The sequence below is a fragment of the Streptomyces pyxinicus genome (genome assembly GCF_024753135.1).
Classification (GTDB): domain Bacteria; phylum Actinomycetota; class Actinomycetes; order Streptomycetales; family Streptomycetaceae; genus Streptomyces; species Streptomyces pyxinicus.
The window spans coordinates 35070-54527 of sequence record NZ_JANUGP010000040.1 but is presented as its reverse complement, the minus strand read 5'-3'; the positions used below and the strand labels follow the sequence as shown (position 1 = coordinate 54527).

Below are 19458 nucleotides of genomic sequence, written 5' to 3'. Positions count from 1 at the left end.
ACGGAGCCCGAGGCCAAGCCGCGCCGCACCCGGAAGACCGCCGCTACCGCCGAGGCCCCTGAGGCCGAGGCCAAGCCGCGCCGCACCCGCAAGACGGCCGCCGCCGCCGCCCCGGAAGCCACCGAGGCGGAGGCTGAAGTCAAGCCGCGTCGCACGCGCAAGACGGCCGCGACCGCCGAGGCTCCTGAGGCCGAGGCCAAGCCCCGGCGCACCCGCAAGACGGCCGCCGCCGCCGAAGCCCCCGAGGCCGAGGTCGAGGCCAAGCCCCGCCGTACCCGGAAGACCGCAGCGGTCGCCGAGGTCGCCGTGGACGGCGCCGAGCCGGCCGCCCCCGCTCCGAAGGCGCGTCGGACCCGTAAGGCCGTCGCCGCCGCTCCGGAGATTCCGGCGCAGGCGACGGAGGAGCCGGAGGTCAAGCCGCGCCGCCGTACTCGCAAGGCGACGGCCGCCGCCGAGGCCACCGAGGCCTGATCCCGCGCATGCCGATGGCCCGGCCCCCCTCGGCTGAGGGGGGCCGGGCCATCGGCATTCCCACAACACCACGTCCCCGCCCCATGGATGCCCGCGCGGACGCGGGACATGCACCGCCCGATAACCTCTGCCCATGAGCAGGCCCACCACCTTCACCCCGCCCCCCGGCGCCCGCGCGTACCCGCTGCGGACGGCGCGCGGGGAGTTCGCCGTGGTCGACGCGCCCGTGGCCGCCGGGGTCGAGCCCCGCGGGACCGTGCTGCTGCTGCCGGGATTCACCGGCAGCAAGGAGGACTTCAACCCGCTGCACGTACCGCTCGCGGAGCGCGGCTACCGGACCGTGGCCGTGGACGGGCGCGGCCAGTTCGAGTCGGCCGGCCCGGAGTGGGACGAATCGGCTTACGCGCAGGAGGAGTTGGCGCGGGACGTGCTCGCGCAGGCGGCGGCGCTCGGGGAACCGGCGCACCTGCTGGGGCACTCGCTCGGCGGCCAGATCGCCCGTGCGGCGGTGCTGCTCGACCACACGCCCTTCCGCTCCCTCACCCTGATGTCCTCGGGACCGGCGCAGATCTCGGCGTCCCAGCGCGAGCGGGTGAAGTTGCTGCGCGACGCGCTCGCGGTGCTGAGCATGGCCGAGGTCTGGGAGGCGATCCGGGCGATGGAGCCGCCCGAGGAGACCGAGGCGCCCTCCCTCGACGGGGGACTGGACGACCGGGACGATCTGCGGCGCCGCTGGCTGGACACCAGGCCCGCCCAACTCCTCGCCACCGGGCGGCAGTTGTGCACCGAACCGGACCGGGTCGCCGAACTGGCGGCCCTGCCGCTGCCCTGCCACGTGCTGTCCGGCTCCCGGGACGACACCTGGCCGCTGCCGCTGCTGGACGACATGGCCGCCCGGCTCGGGGCCCGGCGGACGGTGATCGAGGACGCCGAGCACTCCCCCAACACCGACCGCCCGCTGGACACCGCCCGCGCCCTCGCCGGCTTCTGGGACGGCGCCCCGGACTAGTCCGGCGTCAGTACTGCGCCTGGAGGTGGTCCCAGAAGCCGTCCCGCAGGGACCGGCGCAGGTCGGCCTGGCCGCGCAGCGAGTACTGGAGCAGTCCCTCGGCCTCGACCAGCAGGTCCTGGTCGACGGAGCCGGGGAGGTAGGGGTGGCCGGGGAGCAGTTCGACCAGGGCCTCGCGGCCCCGGGAGGCCAGCCACTTCGCCGCGATCTGGGCGCCGACGAAGCGGACGTCGTCGCGGGTGGGCCGGGTGCCGGCGCCGGCGTCGTAGGCGGCGGCCGTGCGCCGGTTGACGTACGGCTTGAAGAACTCCAGGTCGAGAGTGCGCTGGCTGTCGACCTCCCACAGCAGCGGCTCGGCCTGGTTGCGTGCCTCGGGTGCCTCGATGCCCCACAGGTGGACGCGGGCGCCGTACCCCTGGGCCGCCTCGACCGCCGAGACCAGGTCCTCGTCCCCGCCGAGCAGGGCCGCGTCGCTGATGGCGCGGTGCCGGGCCAGTGACTCCAGGTCGGAGCGGATCAGCGAATCGACGCCCTTCTGCTGGTTGTTGGCGTTGAGGTTGCCGAGCCGGACCTTGACGTCGGGGAGTTCGGCGATGGACTGCTGCTCGGCGGTGTGGATGCGGCGGCGGGCGCCGTCGTACCAGTAGACGCGCAGCAGCCGGCTGTCGGCGAAGACGGTGCGGGCGCGGTCGATGAGCGCGTCGATCAGGCCCTCGGCGTCGAGGTCGAAGGCCCGGCGGTCCTCGGTGCCGGCGACCAGCCGGCCCGCCGCCGCGTACAGATACCCGGCGTCGACGAAGATCGCGTGGGTAGAAGGTGTCTTGGCCACCTCGGCGAGCATGCGTTCCAGCAGCTCGTTCGTGCGGTCGATGCGGGCGCTCACGGCGGCCAGGTCGTCGTTCATCGCCTTCATTGTCCCGTCGGTCACGCTGCGAACACAACCGGTCCCGGCCGGTCCCGGGCCGGTCCCACGGAAGACGCTTACCGGTCGGTAATTAGTTGTTCGAAAAATTTCTTTAGCGTAGGGAATGTTTGTAACAAGCGGCACGTTGACTACATCAGACGCCGGACACTCGTCCGGCACCTCAAGTAGTTCTCCGCAGGAGGATGACCAGACGAAGGGAGAAGCCCATGCGCTTCGAAATCATGCGACTCGACGAGGTCGACGGCACCACCGTGGACAGCACCGTCGTGGACGCCGCCTCCGTCAACCGGATCGTGCAACAGGCCGCCGCCGTGGGGCAGCGCCTGTGGATCCGCCCGGCCGAGACCCCGGCCTCGTAACGGGTCAGCGCACTCAAGCTTTCCGGGGGAGCCGAGACCTGACGCCTCAGCTCCCCCGGATCACCTGAGTGATCCCGTTGATGATCTGCTGCACCGCGATCGCGGAGAGCATCATGCCCGCGAGCCGTGTCACCAGGACGACGCCGCCGTCCTTGATGACCCGGATGATCAGCAGCGAGTAACGCATCACCAGCCACAGCACGACGTGGATCGCGAGGATCGCGGACCACACCGACACCTGCGTGGCGACACTGCCGGCCTTCTGCACGGCCAGGATCACCGACACGATGGCGCCGGGCCCGGCGAGCAGCGGCATGCCCAGCGGTACGAGGGCGACGTTGACATCCTTGGTCTGCTTCGGCTCGTCGGTCTTGCCGGTGAGCAGGTCCAGCGCGATCAGCAGGAGCAGCAGCCCGCCCGCGATCATCAGCGCGGGCACGGAGACGTGCAGGTAGTTCAGGATCTGGTGACCGAGGACGCCGAAGACGGCGATGACCCCGCCCGCCACGCAGACGGCCTGGAAGGCCATCCGCTTCTGCACCTTGGCCGGACGTCCGGCGGTCAGGGCGAGGAAGATCGGGGTGATCCCGGGGGGATCCATGATGACGAAGAGGGTCAGGAACAGGGAGCCGAAGACGGCGATGTCGAACATGGGGGAAGCACTGGCCTTGCGGGAGGAAGAGCGGGAGGGAGAGCGCGCGTGAGCCGGCGCGCGACGGCGGCAGGGAGGAACCCGGCGAGGCCCCTACGGGCGGCCCCGGGAGTCCGGAAGGGTCAGGCTCCGCCGGTCCCCGGCACGGGGAAGGCGCCGGTGGCCCGTCGGATGATCTCGCCGTAGACCTCGGGGTCGGTGGTGTACTCGCCGAGCGCGACGGTCTTGCGGCTGCCGTGGTAGTCCGAGGACCCGGTGACCAGCAGCCCCAGGTCCCGCGCCAGTCCGCGCAGCCGGGTCCGGGTGTCGGCGTCGTGGTCCATGTGGTCGACCTCGATGCCGTCGAGGCCGGCCGCCGCCATCTTGGCGATCGTGGCCTCCGGGACCGTGCGGCCCCGTTTGGCGGCGGCCGGGTGCGCGAAGACGGTCACCCCGCCCGCGTCCTTGACCAGCCGGATCGCCTCGAAGGGGTCGGTCTCGTGCTTGGGCGCGTAGGCCCGCCCGCCGTCGGCCAGCCACTGCTCGGTGAAGGCGTCGTTCACGGTGGGTACGACACCCAGCTCGACCAGCGCGGAGGCCACGTGCGGACGCCCCACCGAACCGCCGGCGGCGATCCGCTCGACCTGCTCCCAGGTGACCGGCACACCGAGCGCGTTCAGCCGGGCGACCATGCCCTGCGCGCGCGGCACCCGGTCGTCGCGGACCAGCTCCCGCTCCGCGAGCAGGGCCGGCTCCTCGGGGTCGAAGAGGTAGGCCAGCAGATGCAGGGACACCCCGTCGACCCGGCAGGACAGCTCGGCACCGGTGACCAGCGTGAGCCCCTCGGGCAGCGCGGCGACCGCCTCGCCGTACCCCCGGGTGGTGTCATGGTCGGTCAGCGCGACCACGTCGAGCCCGGCAGCGGCAGCGTTCCGCACCAGCTCACCAGGCGTGTCCGTCCCATCGGAAGCCGTGGAGTGACAGTGCAGATCAATACGCACGGTGACTCCAGACGACGACGAGGAAACAAGGGGGACGCCTAAGGATAGCCGGGCCGCGACCTCCAACGGTCACACCGGAAAGCACCTCGCACAGCAGTACCGCCAGGGGCGCGGGGCTGTAGGTGACATGCGGCTCCGCCGCGTGGGCGCGAGCAACCCGAACGAACCCGCAGCGACCCGGCAACAGCACCCCCCCTACGGCCGAAGCAAGCGCGGCGACAACGCTCCGCAGGGCACCAGATCCAGTTCCGCCCCCGCGTCCCGCAGGTCCGTCAGCACCAGCTCGTCGTACATGAGCAGGCCCGCCTGCTCGGGCCACATCACCGCCCAGAGCCACATCCCGAGGGCCTCGCCGGCGAAGACGGCGCGGTCGTCGGGGGTGCGGTAGACGTGCCAGAGCGGGGTGGGGCGGCCGGCGGCCAGGACCTTGGTCTGGGGCGGCTTCTCGACGTTCATGTACGACCCCGGGTCCGGGCCGTCGATGCCCGCGTACCGCGCGCCCAGTCCGACGCCCAGCTCCTCGGCGACGAGGATCAGCTCGCCGGGGCCGCCCAACGGGCCGGGGCCCGAGCAGGCGACGGCGGTGGCGCGGCCCCCGCTGCGGTCGTCGCCCGCCGAGGCCACACCGGTGAACAGCCAGCCGACCGGCAGCGGCCAGGGCATCCACACCGGAACCTGGGTGCGGTGCACCACGACGTTGAGGGCCTCGACACTGGGCGGGATCACGGGCTGCAGCGGATACACCGTCCCGTGCGCATCGCACTGCCACGCGTCGGCGAAGAGACCGGGAGCCCTGACCCGGCCACCACACCTCGGGCAACTGGGTTCGCCCCTCATAGAGCCCCACGGTCCTACCCCTGCCGCGCCACGTCAAGGACGATCACCCGTCCGGAGGGAACGGCCGACGGGGCCCGCCATCACAGACAACTGGGTGTAGCTTGCATTAATTAGCCGAGCTAACTTACTATGTGTATACACCAACTATTTCGTCGGGATGGGAGAAGCACACATGGACCCCTTCGACGCGGGTGCCGGCGGCATCCTGCGGCAGCCCAAGGCGGTCTGGGCCACGGCCGGCGCCTCCGTCGTCGCCTTCATGGGCATCGGACTCGTCGACCCGATCCTGCCGTCCATCGCGCAGGGTCTGCACGCCACCGCCAGCCAGGTGTCCCTGCTCTTCACCTCGTACTTCCTGATCACCGCGATCGCCATGCTGCTGACCGGCTTCGTCTCCAGCCGCGTCGGCGGCCGGCGGACCCTGCTGCTCGGCCTCGCCTTCGTGATCGTCTTCGCCGGTCTGGCCGGCACCTCCGGCTCGGTCGGGCAGCTCGTCGGCTTCCGGGCCGGCTGGGGCCTGGGCAACGCGCTGTTCGTCTCGACGGCGCTCGCGGTCATCGTCGGCGCGGCGGCCGGCGGCAGCGCGGCGGCGATCCTGCTGTACGAGTCCGCGCTCGGCCTCGGCATGGCCTGCGGCCCGCTGCTCGGCGCGGTCCTCGGCAACGTGAGCTGGCGCTACCCCTTCTTCGGCACGGCCACGCTGATGGCGATCGGCTTCCTGTGCATCACCGCGTTCCTGAAGGAGCAGCCGAAGCCGGCCCGCAAGACCTCGATCCTCGACCCGCTCAAGGCGCTCGGCCACGGCGGTCTGGCGTCGGCTGCCGCCTCGGCGTTCTTCTACAACTACACGTTCTTCACGGTGCTGGCCTTCACGCCGTTCGTGCTGGACATGACCCCGTACCGGTCGGGCGCGGTGTTCTTCGCCTGGGGCCTGCTGCTCGCCGTCTTCTCGGTGCTCGTCGCCCCGCGCCTGCAGGCGCGGTTCGGCTCGCTGAAGGTGCTCGGCGGCTCACTGGTGCTGCTCGCGGCCGACGTCCTGGTGCTCGGCTACGGCAGCCACACCACCGCCGTCGTCTGCACCATCCTGTCGGGCGCCTTCATCGGCGTGAACAACACCGTCTACACGGAGCTGGCCCTCGGCGTGTCGGACGCGCCGCGCCCGGTGGCGAGCGCGGGCTACAACTTCGTCCGCTGGTTCGCCGCGGCGGCGGCGCCCTTCTTCGCGCCGAAGATCGAGGAGTGGACCGACATCCACGTCCCGTTCGTGGTCGCGGCCGTCACCGCGCTGCTCGGCGCGCTCGTGGTCGTCGTACGGCGCCGGGCCCTCACCCACGAGGCGGAGGAACTGGAGCCGCGGCACGCCACCGAGGACGGGGTCACCGTCTTCGCCAACTGAGCGAGTTCAAGCCCGAATTCGGTGACCTCGGTCACTCCAGCGGGACGGGCCGGCGCGCGGGGTCGCGCAGGTCCGTCCCGTTCGCCAGCCAGCGCTCCTGGAGCGCCCCGGCGCCGTGCACCCGCTTCCAGGCGGCCTCGTTCGGCGTCATCGGCAGCAGCGGCAGGAACCGTACGGGGTCCAGCGGGGCGTCGAGTTCCAGGTCCGGCACAAGTCCGCCGGGCTCGCCCACCAGGACCGAGGTGAAGGGGGCGCCGGGCCACAGCGGCTCGCCGACGTCCAGGGACGCACCGGGCGTCACGACCAGGCCCTCGACCTGCGGTGTCGCGGCGAGCACCGCGAGCGGGCGGAGCACCTTGCCAGTGTCGGCGACACCCGCGCGCACCGACAGCACCAGTTCGGCGCGCGGGCCCTTGACCGGGTCGGCGACCAGTCCGGTGGGGTCCGTCATGGGGTGGGCCGACATGCCGAGCGTGGCGTAGCGGACGACGTCGCCCTCCTGGAAGCGGAGCACCTCGATACGGTCCGTGCCGAGGAAGGTGACGGCGGCACGCGCGTCCGGCTCGCCCAGCGCGGTGCCCAACCGTGCCTCGACCAGAGGGAGAACATCAACCATGCGGTGAGCATAGAACTCGTCAGCGGCGGGCAAAGCGGCACCTTGACAGTACGGGCGGCTGGTACTCTGAGCCGGTCGTTCGGGGCAGCGCGCAGAAGCGTCGCTCAAGTCCCGACGCCGATGAGACTCCCTTACGAGGGACCGGCCGGAGGAGGTGGGGCTGTCATGGATCGAAGTCGACCGTGCAGTACCACTCGCTCTTCCGCCCGCTGACTGTCCGGCTGGCTGCCGCCTTCCCGTGCGCATCGTCCGTTCGGAAGAGCACTTCGTCTTGCTTTGCCTGATCTGCCTGACCTGAATCAGTTGTGCAGCAGCAGCGAAGCCGCCACCGCGACGGTGCGGTGCTCCCCGCTTTGTGGACGGCCCAAACCTCCGCAGTCAGGACGTCCCCATTCCGGGTAGTTCCACCCGTCGCCGCGCGCGCTGTCGCCGCCCGCCCGCGAAGGAGCCTGCCCATGTCGATGATCCGCGACCTGCGCGCCGTGGTCCGCCCGTCGTCCCGCATCTCACTGCGCAAGGACACGAGCACGTCGTACGACACCACGCGCGACCCGGCGACGCCCTCGGCCGTCGTCGACTGCGCCGTCTACCGCGACGGCGCGCGAGTGGAGAGCGGGAAGCCGCTGACCCCGCACGAGGCGATGCGGCTGGTGCGGCGGGACGGCGGGTTCGTCTGGATCGGCCTGCACGAGCCCACCGAGGCCGAGTTCGCCGGTATCGCGACCGAGTTCGGGCTGCACCCGCTGGCCGTGGAGGACGCGGTGCAGGCCCACCAGCGGCCGAAGCTGGAGCGGTACGACGACTCGCTCTTCACGGTCTTCAAGACCATCCACTACGTCGAGCACGACCGGCTCACCGCCACCAGCGAGGTCGTGGAGACCGGTGAGGTCATGTGCTTCACCGGCCGGGACTTCTTCATCACCGTCCGGCACGGCGGCCAGGGCTCGCTGCGGGCGCTGCGCCGCCGCCTCCAGGACGACCCCGAACTGCTCGCCAAGGGCCCCTCGGCGGTGCTGCACACCATCGCCGACCACGTGGTGGACGGCTACATCGCGGTCGCCGACGCGGTGCAGGACGACATCGACGAGGTGGAGACCGAGGTCTTCTCGCCGGGCCGCGGGGGCGGTGTCTCGCGCGGTGTCGACTCGGCGCGGATCTACCAACTCAAGCGCGAGGTGCTGGAGTTCAAGCGGGCGGTGGCCCCGCTGCTGCGGCCCATGCTGCTGCTGAGCGAGCGGCCGATGCGGCTGGTGGACCCGGACATCCAGAAGTACTTCCGGGACGTCGCCGACCATGTCGCGCGGGTGCACGAGCAGGTCATCGGCTTCGACGAACTCCTCAACTCCATCCTCCAGGCCAACCTCGCGCAGGCGTCCGTGGCGCAGAACGAGGACATGCGGAAGATCACGGCATGGGCCGCGATCATCGCCGTACCGACGATGGTGTGCGGGGTCTACGGCATGAACTTCGAGTACATGCCCGAACTGCACTGGAAGTACGGCTACCCGTCGATCATGGGCGTCACGGTGCTCCTGTGCCTGGGCATCCACCGCACGCTCAAGCGCAACGGCTGGCTGTGAGGGCGCCCGGATAGGCTGGGCGCATGACTGGCGAGCTGCTCGACCTGGCCCTCATCGAGGAGGCCGCGAAGAAGTCCGGCCTCATCTGGGTCAGGGGCGCGGACGCCCCGGCACCGCGCGCCCTGTGGCACGTGTGGCGCGAGGGCGCGGTGTGCCTGGTCGGGGACGGCCCCGGTGAGCAGCCGCTGCCGGGCCTGGTGGACGGGGGCACGGCCGAGGTGACCGCCCGCGGCAAGGACAAGGGCGGCCGGCTGGTGACGTTCCCGGTGGCCGTCTCCGAACTGCCCGCCGGCTCGGCCGCGTGGGAGGCCGCGGTCGCCGACCTGAAGGGCAAACGGCTCAACGCCCCCGACGGCGAGGAGATGCCGGCCCGCTGGGCCCGCGAGTGCCGGGTGCTGTGCCTGGTGCCGACGGGCGCGGTGGCCCCCTTGCCGGCCGACAGCCTGGCGCGGCGCCCGCTCCCGAGCCCGGCCACCACCCGCCGCCCCGTCCCGGCGGCCCTGCCCAAGCTGCTGGCCGGGCGCCGGAGGAAGTGACGCCGGAGCCGTCAGGAGGTCGGCAGCTGCCTGCCGTAGTCCACGGTGTCCGACGCCGCCGGCTCCCGCACCGTGAAGTTCCGGCCCCAGTCCGAGAAGCGGAGCGTGCCCGCGTTGCCGGCCCGGGTCAGGCTCAGCGGATACGGGGTGCCCTCCAGGGAGACGTCCAGGGTGCCGCCGGAACCCTGGTCGCCGGTGACGCGGACCGTGCGGGTACCCGACTGCTCGTGCCGGCCGTCGGTGGCCAGCTTGCCGTGCAGTGTCAGCAGACCTTCGAGGAGGACGGCCTTGTCCGTGAAGCCGCTGAACTTCTTGTACGCGGGGTCCCCCTGCGGCACCTTCACGTACTTGCCGTCCAGCTTGTCGGTGGCGCCGTCGCCGTCGGCGTGGTTCCAGAAGCCCGCGTCGGCCTTCAGGTACAGCTGCTCGCCGATCCGCAGGAGCTGGAAGGTCGAGCCCCCCGAGGTGACCGAGCCGGTGCCGCCGTCCGCCTTCAGCCGCATGTCCAGCCGGTACGTGCGCCCGCCGGCGGCCACCGTGCCCGACAGCCGGACCGCGGACGCCGCGTCCGCCGCCGCCCGGCTCTTCGCCTGGATCTTCGCGGCGGGCAGCTTGCCCACGCCGTTCGTCCCCGCGTCCGGGTCGTCGCCGCCGCACCCCGACAGCGCCAGCGCTCCCGTCACGGCCAGCGCACAGGTCACGGTGGCGAGCGCGGTCCGGCGAGCCCGGCCCCGGGGAATCGCAGTCACAGAGACAGCTGCCTTTCTGACGGTTCCTGAGCGGCGTACCGCAGCGTACCGGTGCTCCCGGGGCCCGGTGGAGCCAGTCCTTCCGGACGCCCCACCAGGGCGTATCCGACCGGTACGGGCTAGCCTGAAGCGCACCCGGGCGGACACATCCGAGCAAACACCGCACCCGCGTCCCGCACCGACCGCGATGCGCACCGCACGCACCGCACCAGCCCCCGCCCAGCGATTCCCAGGCAAAGGAAGCACCACCATGGCAGCCGGCGCCCCCCGGATCTTCGTCTCGCACCTCGCCGGGGTCCCCGTCTTCGACCCGAGCGGCGACCAGGTGGGCCGCGTGCGCGATCTCGTCGTGATGCTGCGGGTGGGCCGCAAGCCCCCGCGCGTGCTCGGACTGGTCGTCGAACTGGCCACCCGGCGCCGTATCTTCCTGCCCATGACCCGGGTCACCGGCGTGGAGAGCGGGCAGGTCATCACCACCGGCGTCATGAACGTGCGCCGCTTCGAACAGCGCCCCACCGAGCGGCTGGTCTTCGGGGAGCTGCTGGACCGGCGGGTGGTCCTGGAGGAGACCGGCGAGGAGGTCACCGTCCTCGACCTGTCCGTGCAGCAGCTGCCCGCCCGCCGGGACTGGGAGATCGACCGGGTCTTCGTCCGCAAGGGCAGGAAGGGCGGCGCCTTCCGGCGGGCCAAGGGGGAGACGCTGACCGTGGAGTGGTCGGCGGTCTCCGGGTTCTCGCTGGAGGAGCACGGGCAGGGCGCCGAGAGCCTGCTCGCCACCTTCGAGCAGCTGCGCCCCGCCGACCTCGCCAACGTGCTGCACCACCTGTCCGCCAAGCGGCGCGCCGAGGTCGCCGCCGCCCTGGACGACGACCGGCTCGCCGACGTGCTGGAGGAGCTGCCCGAGGACGACCAGATCGAGATCCTGGGCAAGCTGAAGGAGGAGCGGGCCGCCGACGTCCTGGAGGCCATGGACCCGGACGACGCCGCCGACCTGCTCTCCGAGCTGCCCGAGGCGGACAAGGAGCGGCTGCTCAGCCTGATGCAGCCCGCCGACGCGGCCGACATGCGGCGCCTGATGTCGTACGAGGAGCACACCGCCGGCGGTCTGATGACCACCGAGCCGATCGTGCTGCGCCCCGACGCCACGGTGGCCGACGCGCTCGCCTGCGTCCGCAACCCCGACCTCTCCCCCGCGCTGGCCGCCCAGGTGTACGTGTGCCGGCCGCCGGACGAGACGCCGACCGGCAAGTACCTGGGCACCGTGCACTTCCAGCGGCTGCTGCGCGACCCGCCGTACACGCTGGTCAGCTCGCTGGTCGACGACGATCTGCAACCCCTCGACCCGGATGCCGCGCTGCCGGTCATCGCCGGGTTCTTCGCGACGTACGACATGGTCGCGGCGCCGGTGGTGGACGAGTCGGGCTCCCTGCTCGGGGCGGTCACCGTGGACGACGTACTGGATCACATGCTGCCCGACGACTGGCGGGAGACCGAGTTCCATCTGGACGAGGCCGAGGGAGAGGGGGCGAGCACCCATGGCGGCTGAGCGGGACAACACGCGCGAGCGCACTCCGACGGGCGCCACGGCCGCCCCCCGGCCCCGGGCGCGCCTGGATCAGCCGCGGCCGCCCCGGCGCCGGTTCCTGCCCGAGTGGGACCCGGAGGCCTTCGGCCGGCTGTCGGAGCGGATCGCCCGGTTCCTGGGCACGGGACGCTTCATCGTCTGGATGACGGTCGTCATCATCCTCTGGGTGGTGTGGAACATCGCGGCGCCGGGTCATCTGCGCTTCGACCAGTACCCGTTCATCTTCCTCACCCTGATGCTGTCCCTCCAGGCGTCTTACGCGGCCCCGCTGATCCTGCTCGCGCAGAACAGGCAGGACGACCGCGACCGGGTCAACCTGGAGCAGGACCGCAAGCAGAACGAGCGGTCCATCGCGGACACCGAGTACCTGACCCGGGAGGTGGCCGCGCTGCGGATGGGCCTCGGCGAGGTCGCCACCCGGGACTGGATCCGCTCGGAGCTGCAGGATCTGGTCAAGGAACTGGAGGAGTCGCGGCATCAGGACGGCCATGTCGTATTCCCGGCGGAACGGTCACCGGGACGTGACACAGACGACCGCTGAGGGGCATGCCGAACGCCCCTCGGCGCGCCGTACCATCGACCTTATGGCTACGGAAGACGCGGTGCGCGAGGCGCTGGCGACGGTGAACGACCCCGAGATCAACCGCCCGATCACCGAACTCGGGATGGTCAAATCGGTGGACATCGGCGCGGACGGAGCGGTCGCGGTCACCGTGTACCTGACCGTGTCCGGCTGCCCCATGCGGGACACCATCACCCAGCGCGTCACGGAGGCGGTCTCCCGGGTGGAGGGTGTCACCCGCGTCGACGTCACCCTCGACGTGATGAGCGACGAGCAGCGCAAGGAGCTGGCCAGCGCGCTGCGCGGGGGCCAGACCGAGCGCGAGGTGCCGTTCGCCAAGCCGGGCAGCCTCACCCGGGTCTACGCGGTCGCCTCCGGCAAGGGCGGCGTCGGCAAGTCGTCGGTCACGGTGAACCTCGCGGCGGCGATGGCGGCGGACGGCCTGAAGGTGGGCGTCGTGGACGCCGACATCTACGGCCACTCGGTGCCGCGCATGCTGGGCGCCGACGGGCGCCCCACCCAGGTCGAGAACATGATCATGCCGCCGTCCGCGAACGGCGTGAAGGTCATCTCCATCGGCATGTTCACGCCGGGCAACGCGCCGGTCGTCTGGCGCGGCCCGATGCTGCACCGCGCCCTCCAGCAGTTCCTCGCCGACGTCTACTGGGGCGATCTGGACGTGCTGCTCCTCGACCTGCCGCCGGGCACCGGTGACATCGCCATCTCGGTGGCCCAGCTCGTCCCGAACGCCGAGATCCTGGTCGTGACGACCCCGCAGCAGGCGGCGGCCGAGGTGGCCGAGCGGGCCGGTTCGATCGCCGTCCAGACGCACCAGAAGATCGTCGGCGTGGTCGAGAACATGTCGGGCCTGCCCTGCCCGCACTGCGGCGAGATGGTCGACGTGTTCGGCACCGGCGGCGGGCAGACGGTCGCCGACGGCCTGACCCGCACCACCGGCGCGACGGTCCCGGTCCTCGGCTCGATCCCCATCGACGTCCGGCTGCGCGAGGGCGGCGACGAGGGCAAGCCGGTCGTCCTCACCGACCCCGAGTCCCCCGCGGGCGCGGCCCTGCGCGCCATCGCCGGCAAGCTGGGCGGCCGTCAGCGAGGCCTGTCCGGGCTGTCCCTGGGCATCACCCCGCGGAACAAGTTCTAGGTCCTGTCGTCAAACTCCCGTCGTTCGCCCGGAGGGCGGGCTTCGCGGCGTCAGGTGCGTGCTCTCGGCGTGCCGGGCCCTGATCCTCGTACTGGACGTACTTGGGTCAGGGCCCGGTGCGGCGAGAGTGCGTGCATGGCGTCGCGGAGCAGGCGGGAGTTTGACGACAGGGCCTAGCGGGGCTCGGTCCGGGCGGGCCGCCCTCGGTGCTCTTCCCCCGGCGGGCGGAACCCCGGTCCGCCGGTCCGCGTCTAGCTGTCCGGTGAAGACAGCGGCGGCGGCACCGGGCCCCGCGGCGGGGGCGTCACCAGGGGGAGTTCTCATGGCACGGCGGACAGCGGCGGTCTGCGCGCTCGGTCTGGTGACGCTGCTGGCCGCCGTCGGCTGCGGGCGGAGCGACAGCGCCTCGGACGCCCGGATCGCCGACTGCGGGTCGGCCCAGCTGAGCTGGAAGATGACCCTGCGCCCTGGCACCCCGCGCCACACCCCGACGGCGACGCTCAGCGCCGCGCACAAGGGGTCCACGCCCTGCGCCTTCGACGGCTACCCGCGGCTCAGCGTGTCCGTCGGCAAGGGCCCCTCGGCCGACTCCCGGCCGCAGCGGCGCACACCGGTCCACCTGCTGCTGAAGCCGGGCCACAGCATCGCGATCCCGGTCTTCTACGACGCGGTCGGCTCACCGTCCGGGTCCTGCCAGGTCATGGCCGAGTACGACCCCCGTGTCGAGGTCCGGCCCCCGCACCCCGGCGCCCACGACTACGGCTCCCGCGTGCCGCTCACCGACGCGCGGGGGCAGCACCGGCGGGCCCAGGTGTGCGACTCCGACATGCTGCTGGGCGCACCCGAACTGCACTGACCCAAACCCGGATAAAGGGTGTGCGCTCGCTCGTCCGTCATGCGATCATGACGGCTGCGACCGCTGACCACGGTCGGTCGAACAGCCGCCGTACGGCGGCACGGGGGAAGGCATCGGGGGGTGCCGTCGCGCGCGGTGAGCGCGCGGCGGATCACCGGCGGAGGACCACGCGCCGGACTCCGCGGCCGCGTCGCGCCCGCCGTCCACGGCGGGCGTCCGCGCTTCGGGTCCTCGTGCCGCCCGGCCCGCCCCTTGGAGAAGACCTGCATGCTGAAACCCGAGCCGCCGCGCGGACGCATACGTCTCGGCGCCGCCGCGGTGCTGAGCGCCGCGCTGCTGAGCGCCGCGGCGCTGGCGGGCCACGCCACCGCGGCCCAGGCCGCCACCGCGCCCCCGGCCCCCGGCACCCCCGCGCCGACGGCGTCGGCCCCGCCCGCGGCGGTACCGGCCGCCGATCCCGGCTGGACGGCCGAGGCCGCCATGCGCTTCTGGACCCCCGAGCGCATGACGGCGGCGACCGACCCCTCGGGCCGTACCGCCCCGCCCGCGGGCCTCGCGGCGACGAGCCCGCGCCCCACCACCACCGGCATCACCGCCCAGCACTTCAAGGGCCTCAAGTCCGTCGGCACGATCTTCAGCAAGGACAAGGGGCTGAAGGGGCACCGCTGTTCGGCCAGCGTGGTGCGGAGCAAGGGGCACAACCTGATCCTCACCGCCGGGCACTGCGTCGGCGCGAACTCCATGTTCGTGCCCCGGTACGACCGCACGAAGAGCGCGGCGGCGCAGCCGTACCAGGTCTGGGCGGTCGACAAGTGGTTCCGTGACAAGGCGGCCACCTGGGACAAGGCCAAGTCCTCCGACCTGGACTACGCCTTCGCGAGCCTGAAGCCGAACGGCCGGCGGAACGTCCAGGACCTGGTGGGCGCCAACGCCCTGGCCCGCACGCCCGGTTACGCCAACAAGGTGACCGTCGTCGGCTACCCCTCCCTCCCGCACAACCCCTCGGACCAGGCGGTCCGCTGCCCCGGCATCCGCACGACCGCGCTGTCGGGCTACTACCAGATGCAGATCTTCTGCGCCGGCATGTGGGGCGGGGTCTCCGGCGGGCCGTTCTTCTCCGCGCTCGACGCCTCCGGCGACACCGGCACGATCATCGGCAACGTGGGCGGCTTCCTCGCGGGCGGCCCCGACGTGCCCACGACGGACCCGCGCTACAACGAGATCACCTACAGCCCCCTGCACGGCGACCGCTTCTTCCGGCTCTACGCCGACGCCCAGCAGGGCCGCAACCCCGACTACGGCCCCTACCGGCAGCCGCCGCTGCCCTACACCATGGGTTCCGGCCCGACCTGGAAGCACGCCCGGCTCATGGCCTCGGGCGACTTCCAGGGCACGGGCCACGGCGACATGCTCGTGGTGTGGTCCGACGGCGAGGTCACGCTCTACGACAGCGACGGGCGCGGCCTGTTCACGGGCGAGCGGAGGCTGCTGCCGAAGAACTCCACCTGGACGCACGCGGCGACCCTGACCGCGGGCGACTTCACCGGCTCCGACCGGTTCGACCTGCTGGTGCGCTGGTCCGACGGCGAGACCACCCTCTACGGCGACGTCGGCACCAAGGGCCTGAACTGGGCGGGCGTCCAGATGAGCAAGCCCAAAAGTGTCTGGAAGGACGCCGTCCAGATCGCGGCCGGCCGCTTCAGCGCCGCGACCCACGTGACCGACCTGATCGTCCGCTGGGTGGATGGCGAGGTGACCCTCTACACCGGCGTCGACTCCGGCACCTTCGGCCAGGAGCACCAGCTCAAGAAGAAGAACGCGACCTGGAAGGACGCCACGCTGCTGACCGGCGGCGACTTCTCCGGCACCGGCACATGGGACCTCATGGTGCGCTGGACCGACGGTGAACTCGACACCTACACCGGTACCGGCGCCTCGGGCCTCGGCGCCGAACGGCGCGTCCTGAACGCCAACGCGCTCTGGAAGCACGACGCGGTCATGACGACCGGCGACTTCACGGGAGACCACCGGACCGACGACCTCGTGGTCCGCTGGTCCGACGGCGAGACCACCATGTACACCGACACGGCCGCCACCCGCCTCGGCGGCGAACAGACCCTGGTGCACGCAGGCTGAACAGGGGCGCCGGCGTGGTCCGGCGCCCTCCCGGTCACGCGTAGGCCGCGACGTCCTTCACCACGGCGAAGCCCAGCCCGTACGCGCTCATGCCCCGTCCGTACGCGCCCAGGTGCACGCCCGCTCCCGTGGTGCCGGCGAGCACCCACCCGAACTCCGACTCCCGGTAGTGGAAGGACGCCGCGACGCCGTCCACGGGGAGGGACAGCGTGGACCACTCCGGGCCCTCCAGGTCGTCGGCCAGCGCCCAGGCGGTCTCGGTCTGCTGGTCCAGCCAGTCGTCGCGCAGCGTGTGGTCCATCTGCCCGGGCCAGGTGAAGGACAGCAGTCCCACACCGGCCAGCCAGGCCGCCGAGGACACCGACGTGGCCTCCAGCAGCCCGGTGCCGTCGGCACTGCGCCGCGAGGGCTGCGCGGCGACGGTCACCACGACCGCGAACTTCTCCCGCCCCTCACCGGCGGACGCGGCCTCGGCCCGCAGGGAGGGCTCGTCACCGTGCCCGATCGAACCGTGCTCGACGGCGCCGTCGGCCGCCGTACCGACCTGCATCAGCCAACGCGGCCCGGTGAAGGCCTCGTCGAGGCCGTACCAGGAAAAGGGCGCCTGTAGGTAGCCGTCGACCGCACGCCGGTCGGAGGGGAGCTGCCGCCCGCCCTTCGCGGCCGGCGTCTTCGCGCCCACCCGACTCGTCGTCTCCATCTGCGCGACGCCTCCTCGCTCTCGTCGGACCGGGGATGGCCCGCCCCCCTTCGGGCGTACTCCGCCGGTCCGCACAACAACTCGGCAGCATATCCACACCGCTGGGGAGGGCAGGGCAGGCACCGGGGGCGTGGGTCGCGCGAACGGCCTCTTCAGGCCGTGTGCGACCGGTGTGCGCAGTGAAACGCGTCACGTGTGCGGGCGCGCCCGCGTGTCGGCGTGGCGCGCCCGGGTGCCGCGCGTGGGCTCAGGTGGCGTCGGCGTCGAACGGGGGACGGTCGTCCTTGCCCGGGTCCTCGGGCTTCTTCGTCATGTCGATCCGCCCGCCCGAGGAGGCGGGGCCGGTGGAGGTGCCGCTGTCCCGGTGGTGGACGGCATCGGTGACCTCGGCCATCTCCTTCTTCAGGTCGAAGCCGTTGCGGATCTCCTTCAGCCCCAGCTCGTCGCTGTCCAGCTGCTTGCGGAGGAACGTCTTGGGGTTGAGGTCCTCGAAGTCGAAGTCCTTGAACTCCGGTCCCAGTTCGCTGCGGATGTCCTGCTTCGCGCTCTCGGAGAACTCGCGGATCTTCCGGATCGTGCGCGTCACGTCCTGGATGAACTTGGGGAGCTTGTCCGGACCGAAGACGAGCACGGCGAGCACGATGAGGGTCACCAGCTCCAGTGGTCCTATGTCATTGAACACCCGACGCTCCTTGCGATGTCCTCGGTCGCTCAACCGTACCCGGCGTTCTGGTCCGACCGGTACCGTCCCGTGGTGAGACTTTCGTCAGTTCCGCGCCGAGGCGCCCAGCACCAGTGAGACCGCGCGCGCGGTGCCGCCGCGCTTCACAGTCAGCCGCAGCCGGTCGCCCGGGCGGTGCGCGCGGACCTTCACGATCAGCTCCTCGCTCGTGTGCACCCGTTCACCGCCCACCTTCGTGATCACGTCGCCCGCCTTCAGGCCGGCCCGCTCGCCGGGGCCGCCCCGGGTGACGGCGGGGCCGCCGCCCGCGCTCCGGTCGTCTATCCGGGCGCCGTCGCCGGTGTAGGCCATGTCGAGGGTGACACCGAGCACGGGGTGCGTGGCCCGGCCGTCGTTGATCAGTTCCTCGGCCACCCGCCTGGCCTGGTTGACGGGTATGGCGAAGCCCAGGCCGATGGAACCCGCCTGGCCGCCCTCCGTGTCGGAGCCGCCGGCGGCGGAGCGGATCGCGGAGTTGATGCCGATGACCCGGGCGCGGGTGTCGAGGAGGGGCCCGCCGGAGTTGCCGGGGTTGATCGGCGCGTCGGTCTGGAGGGCGTCGACGTACGACACGTCGCTGCCGTCGCCCTTCTCGCCGCCGGCCGTGATGGGCCGTTCCTTGGCGCTGATGATGCCGGAGGTGACGGTGTTGGCCAGGTCGAAGGGGGCGCCGATGGCGACGACCGGGTCGCCGACCCTGACCTCGTCGGAGTCGCCGAGCGGCAGCGGGGTCAGCCCGTGCACGCCGTGCACCTGGACGACGGCGAGGTCGTAGCCGCTGTCCCGGCCGACGACCTCGGCCTTGACGGTGTCGCCGGTGCTGAAGGTGACCGATATCCGGCCGCCCTCGTCTGCGGGTGCGACGACGTGGTTGTTGGTGAGGATGTGTCCCTGGCCGTCGAGCACGAAGCCGGTGCCGGTGCGGGCCTCGTCGGCACCGGTGACGTGCAGGGTGACCACGCTGGGCAGGGCGCGGGCGGCGATCCCGGCCACGCTGTCCGGCGCCCGCCCGGCGGGCACGCCCCCGGCCCGGGGCAGCCGCGCGTCGTCGCCCCAGCCCTGCCGCTGGACATAGGCGCCGGCCACCCCGCCGACCCCGGCGGAGACCAGGGCGACCACCAGCGTCCACGCCAGCAGCAGCCGCCGCCCGCGCCGCTCCCGGCCCGGGACGGCGGCCCCGGTCTGCTGCCAGGGGCCTTGCGCCACCGCCCGCTGCCCGGCCGGGGGCGCCGCCCAGGGGTCGTACCGCGCCCACGGCTCGGGGGCCGGGCCCGGCGCCGGGGCGGGCGTGGCAAGGGGTACGACCGGGTCCGGCGCCGGGGCGGACGCGGCGGGGGGTACAGCCGGGCCCGGGGACAGGGGCGCCGCCGTGTCCGCCGCCGGATGCTGGACGGGCGGGGCCGGGGCCCAGGGGCCGGGTTGGCCGTAGGGCGGGGTGCCGTAGGGGTCGGGGGCGTGCAGGGGCTCGGGGCGCTCGGCGGGTGGCGCGGGTTTGGCCAGCTCGAAGTCGCCGTCCGGTGCGGTGCCGGCGGGCCCCGGGTCCGGGCTCTCGGGCGGGTCGGGCGGTGTCACCGACGCCGGTCCCGCCGGAGCCGGCTCCGGCGGGACACGGTTCCCCTCGTTCATGCTCTC

Annotated in this window: 19 protein-coding genes and 1 pseudogene; 11 read left to right on the top strand and 9 right to left on the bottom strand. The window is 72.4% G+C overall.

Features of this window, described 5'->3' with window-relative positions:
- Both NX794_RS32750 and NX794_RS32745 read left to right on the top strand, forming a co-directional pair.
- Window positions 1–471: pseudogene (locus tag NX794_RS32750) on the top strand (DEAD/DEAH box helicase); the annotation flags it as partial.
- 133 nt (window positions 472–604) lie between these two features.
- The gene (locus NX794_RS32745; RefSeq protein WP_258783299.1) at window positions 605–1480 is read left to right on the top strand and encodes an alpha/beta fold hydrolase; all 876 of its coding nucleotides are present in this window, start codon (window positions 605–607) and stop codon (window positions 1478–1480) included.
- Window positions 1481–1487: 7 nt separating this feature from the next.
- Here NX794_RS32745 and NX794_RS32740 read toward each other — a convergent pair whose 3' ends face one another.
- Window positions 1488–2393: an NYN domain-containing protein gene (locus NX794_RS32740; RefSeq protein ID WP_258783305.1), complete on the bottom strand. Its 906-nt coding sequence runs from the start codon at window positions 2391–2393 to the stop codon at window positions 1488–1490.
- 218 nt (window positions 2394–2611) lie between these two features.
- Between NX794_RS32740 and NX794_RS32735 the strand changes: the two genes are divergently transcribed.
- Window positions 2612–2764: a hypothetical protein gene (locus NX794_RS32735; protein ID WP_086805833.1), complete on the top strand. Its 153-nt coding sequence runs from the start codon at window positions 2612–2614 to the stop codon at window positions 2762–2764.
- Window positions 2765–2810: 46 nt separating this feature from the next.
- Here NX794_RS32735 and NX794_RS32730 read toward each other — a convergent pair whose 3' ends face one another.
- The 3 genes from NX794_RS32730 to NX794_RS32720 form a co-directional block, all read right to left on the bottom strand.
- A complete protein-coding gene (locus NX794_RS32730) occupies window positions 2811–3416 on the bottom strand; it encodes a MarC family protein (RefSeq protein WP_258783298.1) in 606 nt (201 codons plus the stop codon).
- Window positions 3417–3538: 122 nt separating this feature from the next.
- Window positions 3539–4396: a PHP domain-containing protein gene (locus tag NX794_RS32725; protein ID WP_258783297.1), complete on the bottom strand. Its 858-nt coding sequence runs from the start codon at window positions 4394–4396 to the stop codon at window positions 3539–3541.
- A 195-nt stretch (window positions 4397–4591) separates the two neighbouring features.
- Window positions 4592–5233: a DUF6758 family protein gene (locus NX794_RS32720; RefSeq protein ID WP_258783296.1), complete on the bottom strand. Its 642-nt coding sequence runs from the start codon at window positions 5231–5233 to the stop codon at window positions 4592–4594.
- Between the two features lie 172 nt (window positions 5234–5405).
- On the opposite strand from NX794_RS32720, the gene NX794_RS32715 reads away from it, so the two are divergent.
- Window positions 5406–6629 (top strand): MFS transporter, encoded by a 1224-nt coding sequence (locus tag NX794_RS32715; protein WP_258783295.1) that lies wholly within the window; start codon window positions 5406–5408, stop codon window positions 6627–6629.
- A gap of 31 nt (window positions 6630–6660) precedes the next feature.
- Here the strand turns inward: NX794_RS32715 and NX794_RS32710 are convergent, their stop codons facing one another.
- Window positions 6661–7245, bottom strand: a complete 585-nt coding sequence (locus NX794_RS32710; RefSeq protein ID WP_258783294.1) for a suppressor of fused domain protein — start codon at window positions 7243–7245, stop codon at window positions 6661–6663.
- A gap of 455 nt (window positions 7246–7700) precedes the next feature.
- Here NX794_RS32710 and NX794_RS32705 point away from each other — a divergent pair, with 455 nt between their 5' ends.
- Both NX794_RS32705 and NX794_RS32700 read left to right on the top strand, forming a co-directional pair.
- A complete protein-coding gene (locus NX794_RS32705) occupies window positions 7701–8825 on the top strand; it encodes a magnesium and cobalt transport protein CorA (protein ID WP_258783293.1) in 1125 nt (374 codons plus the stop codon).
- Between the two features lie 23 nt (window positions 8826–8848).
- Window positions 8849–9361 carry a hypothetical protein gene (locus NX794_RS32700; RefSeq protein ID WP_258783292.1) on the top strand — a complete coding sequence of 171 codons (513 nt, stop codon included), beginning with the start codon at window positions 8849–8851 and terminating at the stop codon, window positions 9359–9361.
- Window positions 9362–9372: 11 nt separating this feature from the next.
- On the opposite strand, the gene NX794_RS32695 is transcribed toward NX794_RS32700, so the two are convergent.
- Entirely contained in the window at window positions 9373–10110 is a 738-nt protein-coding gene (locus NX794_RS32695; RefSeq protein ID WP_258783291.1) for a hypothetical protein, read from the bottom strand.
- 250 nt (window positions 10111–10360) lie between these two features.
- Between NX794_RS32695 and NX794_RS32690 the strand changes: the two genes are divergently transcribed.
- The 5 genes from NX794_RS32690 (at window position 10361) to NX794_RS32670 (ending at window position 16405) form a co-directional block, all read left to right on the top strand.
- Window positions 10361–11656 (top strand): magnesium transporter MgtE N-terminal domain-containing protein, encoded by a 1296-nt coding sequence (locus NX794_RS32690; protein ID WP_258783290.1) that lies wholly within the window; start codon window positions 10361–10363, stop codon window positions 11654–11656.
- Window positions 11646–12236 (top strand): DUF1003 domain-containing protein, encoded by a 591-nt coding sequence (locus tag NX794_RS32685; protein WP_258783289.1) that lies wholly within the window; start codon window positions 11646–11648, stop codon window positions 12234–12236. Before NX794_RS32690 ends, NX794_RS32685 begins: the two co-directional genes overlap by 11 nt.
- Window positions 12237–12279: 43 nt before the next feature.
- Entirely contained in the window at window positions 12280–13413 is a 1134-nt protein-coding gene (locus NX794_RS32680; RefSeq protein WP_258783288.1) for an Mrp/NBP35 family ATP-binding protein, read from the top strand.
- A 322-nt stretch (window positions 13414–13735) separates the two neighbouring features.
- Window positions 13736–14269, top strand: coding sequence for a DUF4232 domain-containing protein (locus tag NX794_RS32675; protein WP_258783287.1), 534 nt, complete (start codon window positions 13736–13738; stop codon window positions 14267–14269).
- A gap of 267 nt (window positions 14270–14536) precedes the next feature.
- The gene (locus NX794_RS32670; protein WP_258783286.1) at window positions 14537–16405 is read left to right on the top strand and encodes a trypsin-like serine peptidase; all 1869 of its coding nucleotides are present in this window, start codon (window positions 14537–14539) and stop codon (window positions 16403–16405) included.
- 34 nt (window positions 16406–16439) lie between these two features.
- On the opposite strand, the gene NX794_RS32665 is transcribed toward NX794_RS32670, so the two are convergent.
- The 3 genes from NX794_RS32665 to NX794_RS32655 all read right to left on the bottom strand — a co-directional run bounded on the left by NX794_RS32665 (window position 16440) and on the right by NX794_RS32655 (window position 19452).
- Window positions 16440–17105, bottom strand: a complete 666-nt coding sequence (locus NX794_RS32665; protein WP_258783285.1) for a hypothetical protein — start codon at window positions 17103–17105, stop codon at window positions 16440–16442.
- Window positions 17106–17352: 247 nt separating this feature from the next.
- Window positions 17353–17787, bottom strand: coding sequence for a sec-independent translocase (locus NX794_RS32660; RefSeq protein WP_258783284.1), 435 nt, complete (start codon window positions 17785–17787; stop codon window positions 17353–17355).
- Between the two features lie 84 nt (window positions 17788–17871).
- On the bottom strand, window positions 17872–19452 hold the full coding sequence (locus tag NX794_RS32655) for a S1C family serine protease (RefSeq protein WP_258783283.1): 1581 nt from the start codon (window positions 19450–19452) through the stop codon (window positions 17872–17874).
- Between the last annotated feature and the right edge of the window lie 6 nt (window positions 19453–19458).

Bases quoted from the DNA above. Each gene is read 5' to 3' on its own strand.
- NX794_RS32685 (WP_258783289.1), top strand. From the start codon at position 11,646: ATGGCGGCTGAGCGGGACAACACGCGCGAGCGCACTCCGACGGGCGCC.
- NX794_RS32690 (WP_258783290.1), top strand. From the start codon at position 10,361: ATGGCAGCCGGCGCCCCCCGGATCTTCGTCTCGCACCTCGCCGGGGTC.
- NX794_RS32680 (WP_258783288.1), top strand. From the start codon at position 12,280: ATGGCTACGGAAGACGCGGTGCGCGAGGCGCTGGCGACGGTGAACGAC.
- NX794_RS32735 (WP_086805833.1), top strand. From the start codon at position 2,612: ATGCGCTTCGAAATCATGCGACTCGACGAGGTCGACGGCACCACCGTG.
- NX794_RS32720 (WP_258783296.1), bottom strand. From the start codon at position 5,233: ATGAGGGGCGAACCCAGTTGCCCGAGGTGTGGTGGCCGGGTCAGGGCT.
- NX794_RS32730 (WP_258783298.1), bottom strand. From the start codon at position 3,416: ATGTTCGACATCGCCGTCTTCGGCTCCCTGTTCCTGACCCTCTTCGTC.
- NX794_RS32745 (WP_258783299.1), top strand. From the start codon at position 605: ATGAGCAGGCCCACCACCTTCACCCCGCCCCCCGGCGCCCGCGCGTAC.
- NX794_RS32705 (WP_258783293.1), top strand. From the start codon at position 7,701: ATGTCGATGATCCGCGACCTGCGCGCCGTGGTCCGCCCGTCGTCCCGC.
- NX794_RS32700 (WP_258783292.1), top strand. From the start codon at position 8,849: ATGACTGGCGAGCTGCTCGACCTGGCCCTCATCGAGGAGGCCGCGAAG.
- NX794_RS32670 (WP_258783286.1), top strand. From the start codon at position 14,537: ATGCTGAAACCCGAGCCGCCGCGCGGACGCATACGTCTCGGCGCCGCC.
- NX794_RS32655 (WP_258783283.1), bottom strand. From the start codon at position 19,452: ATGAACGAGGGGAACCGTGTCCCGCCGGAGCCGGCTCCGGCGGGACCG.
- NX794_RS32710 (WP_258783294.1), bottom strand. From the start codon at position 7,245: ATGGTTGATGTTCTCCCTCTGGTCGAGGCACGGTTGGGCACCGCGCTG.
- NX794_RS32740 (WP_258783305.1), bottom strand. From the start codon at position 2,393: ATGAAGGCGATGAACGACGACCTGGCCGCCGTGAGCGCCCGCATCGAC.
- NX794_RS32675 (WP_258783287.1), top strand. From the start codon at position 13,736: ATGGCACGGCGGACAGCGGCGGTCTGCGCGCTCGGTCTGGTGACGCTG.
- NX794_RS32715 (WP_258783295.1), top strand. From the start codon at position 5,406: ATGGACCCCTTCGACGCGGGTGCCGGCGGCATCCTGCGGCAGCCCAAG.
- NX794_RS32665 (WP_258783285.1), bottom strand. From the start codon at position 17,105: ATGGAGACGACGAGTCGGGTGGGCGCGAAGACGCCGGCCGCGAAGGGC.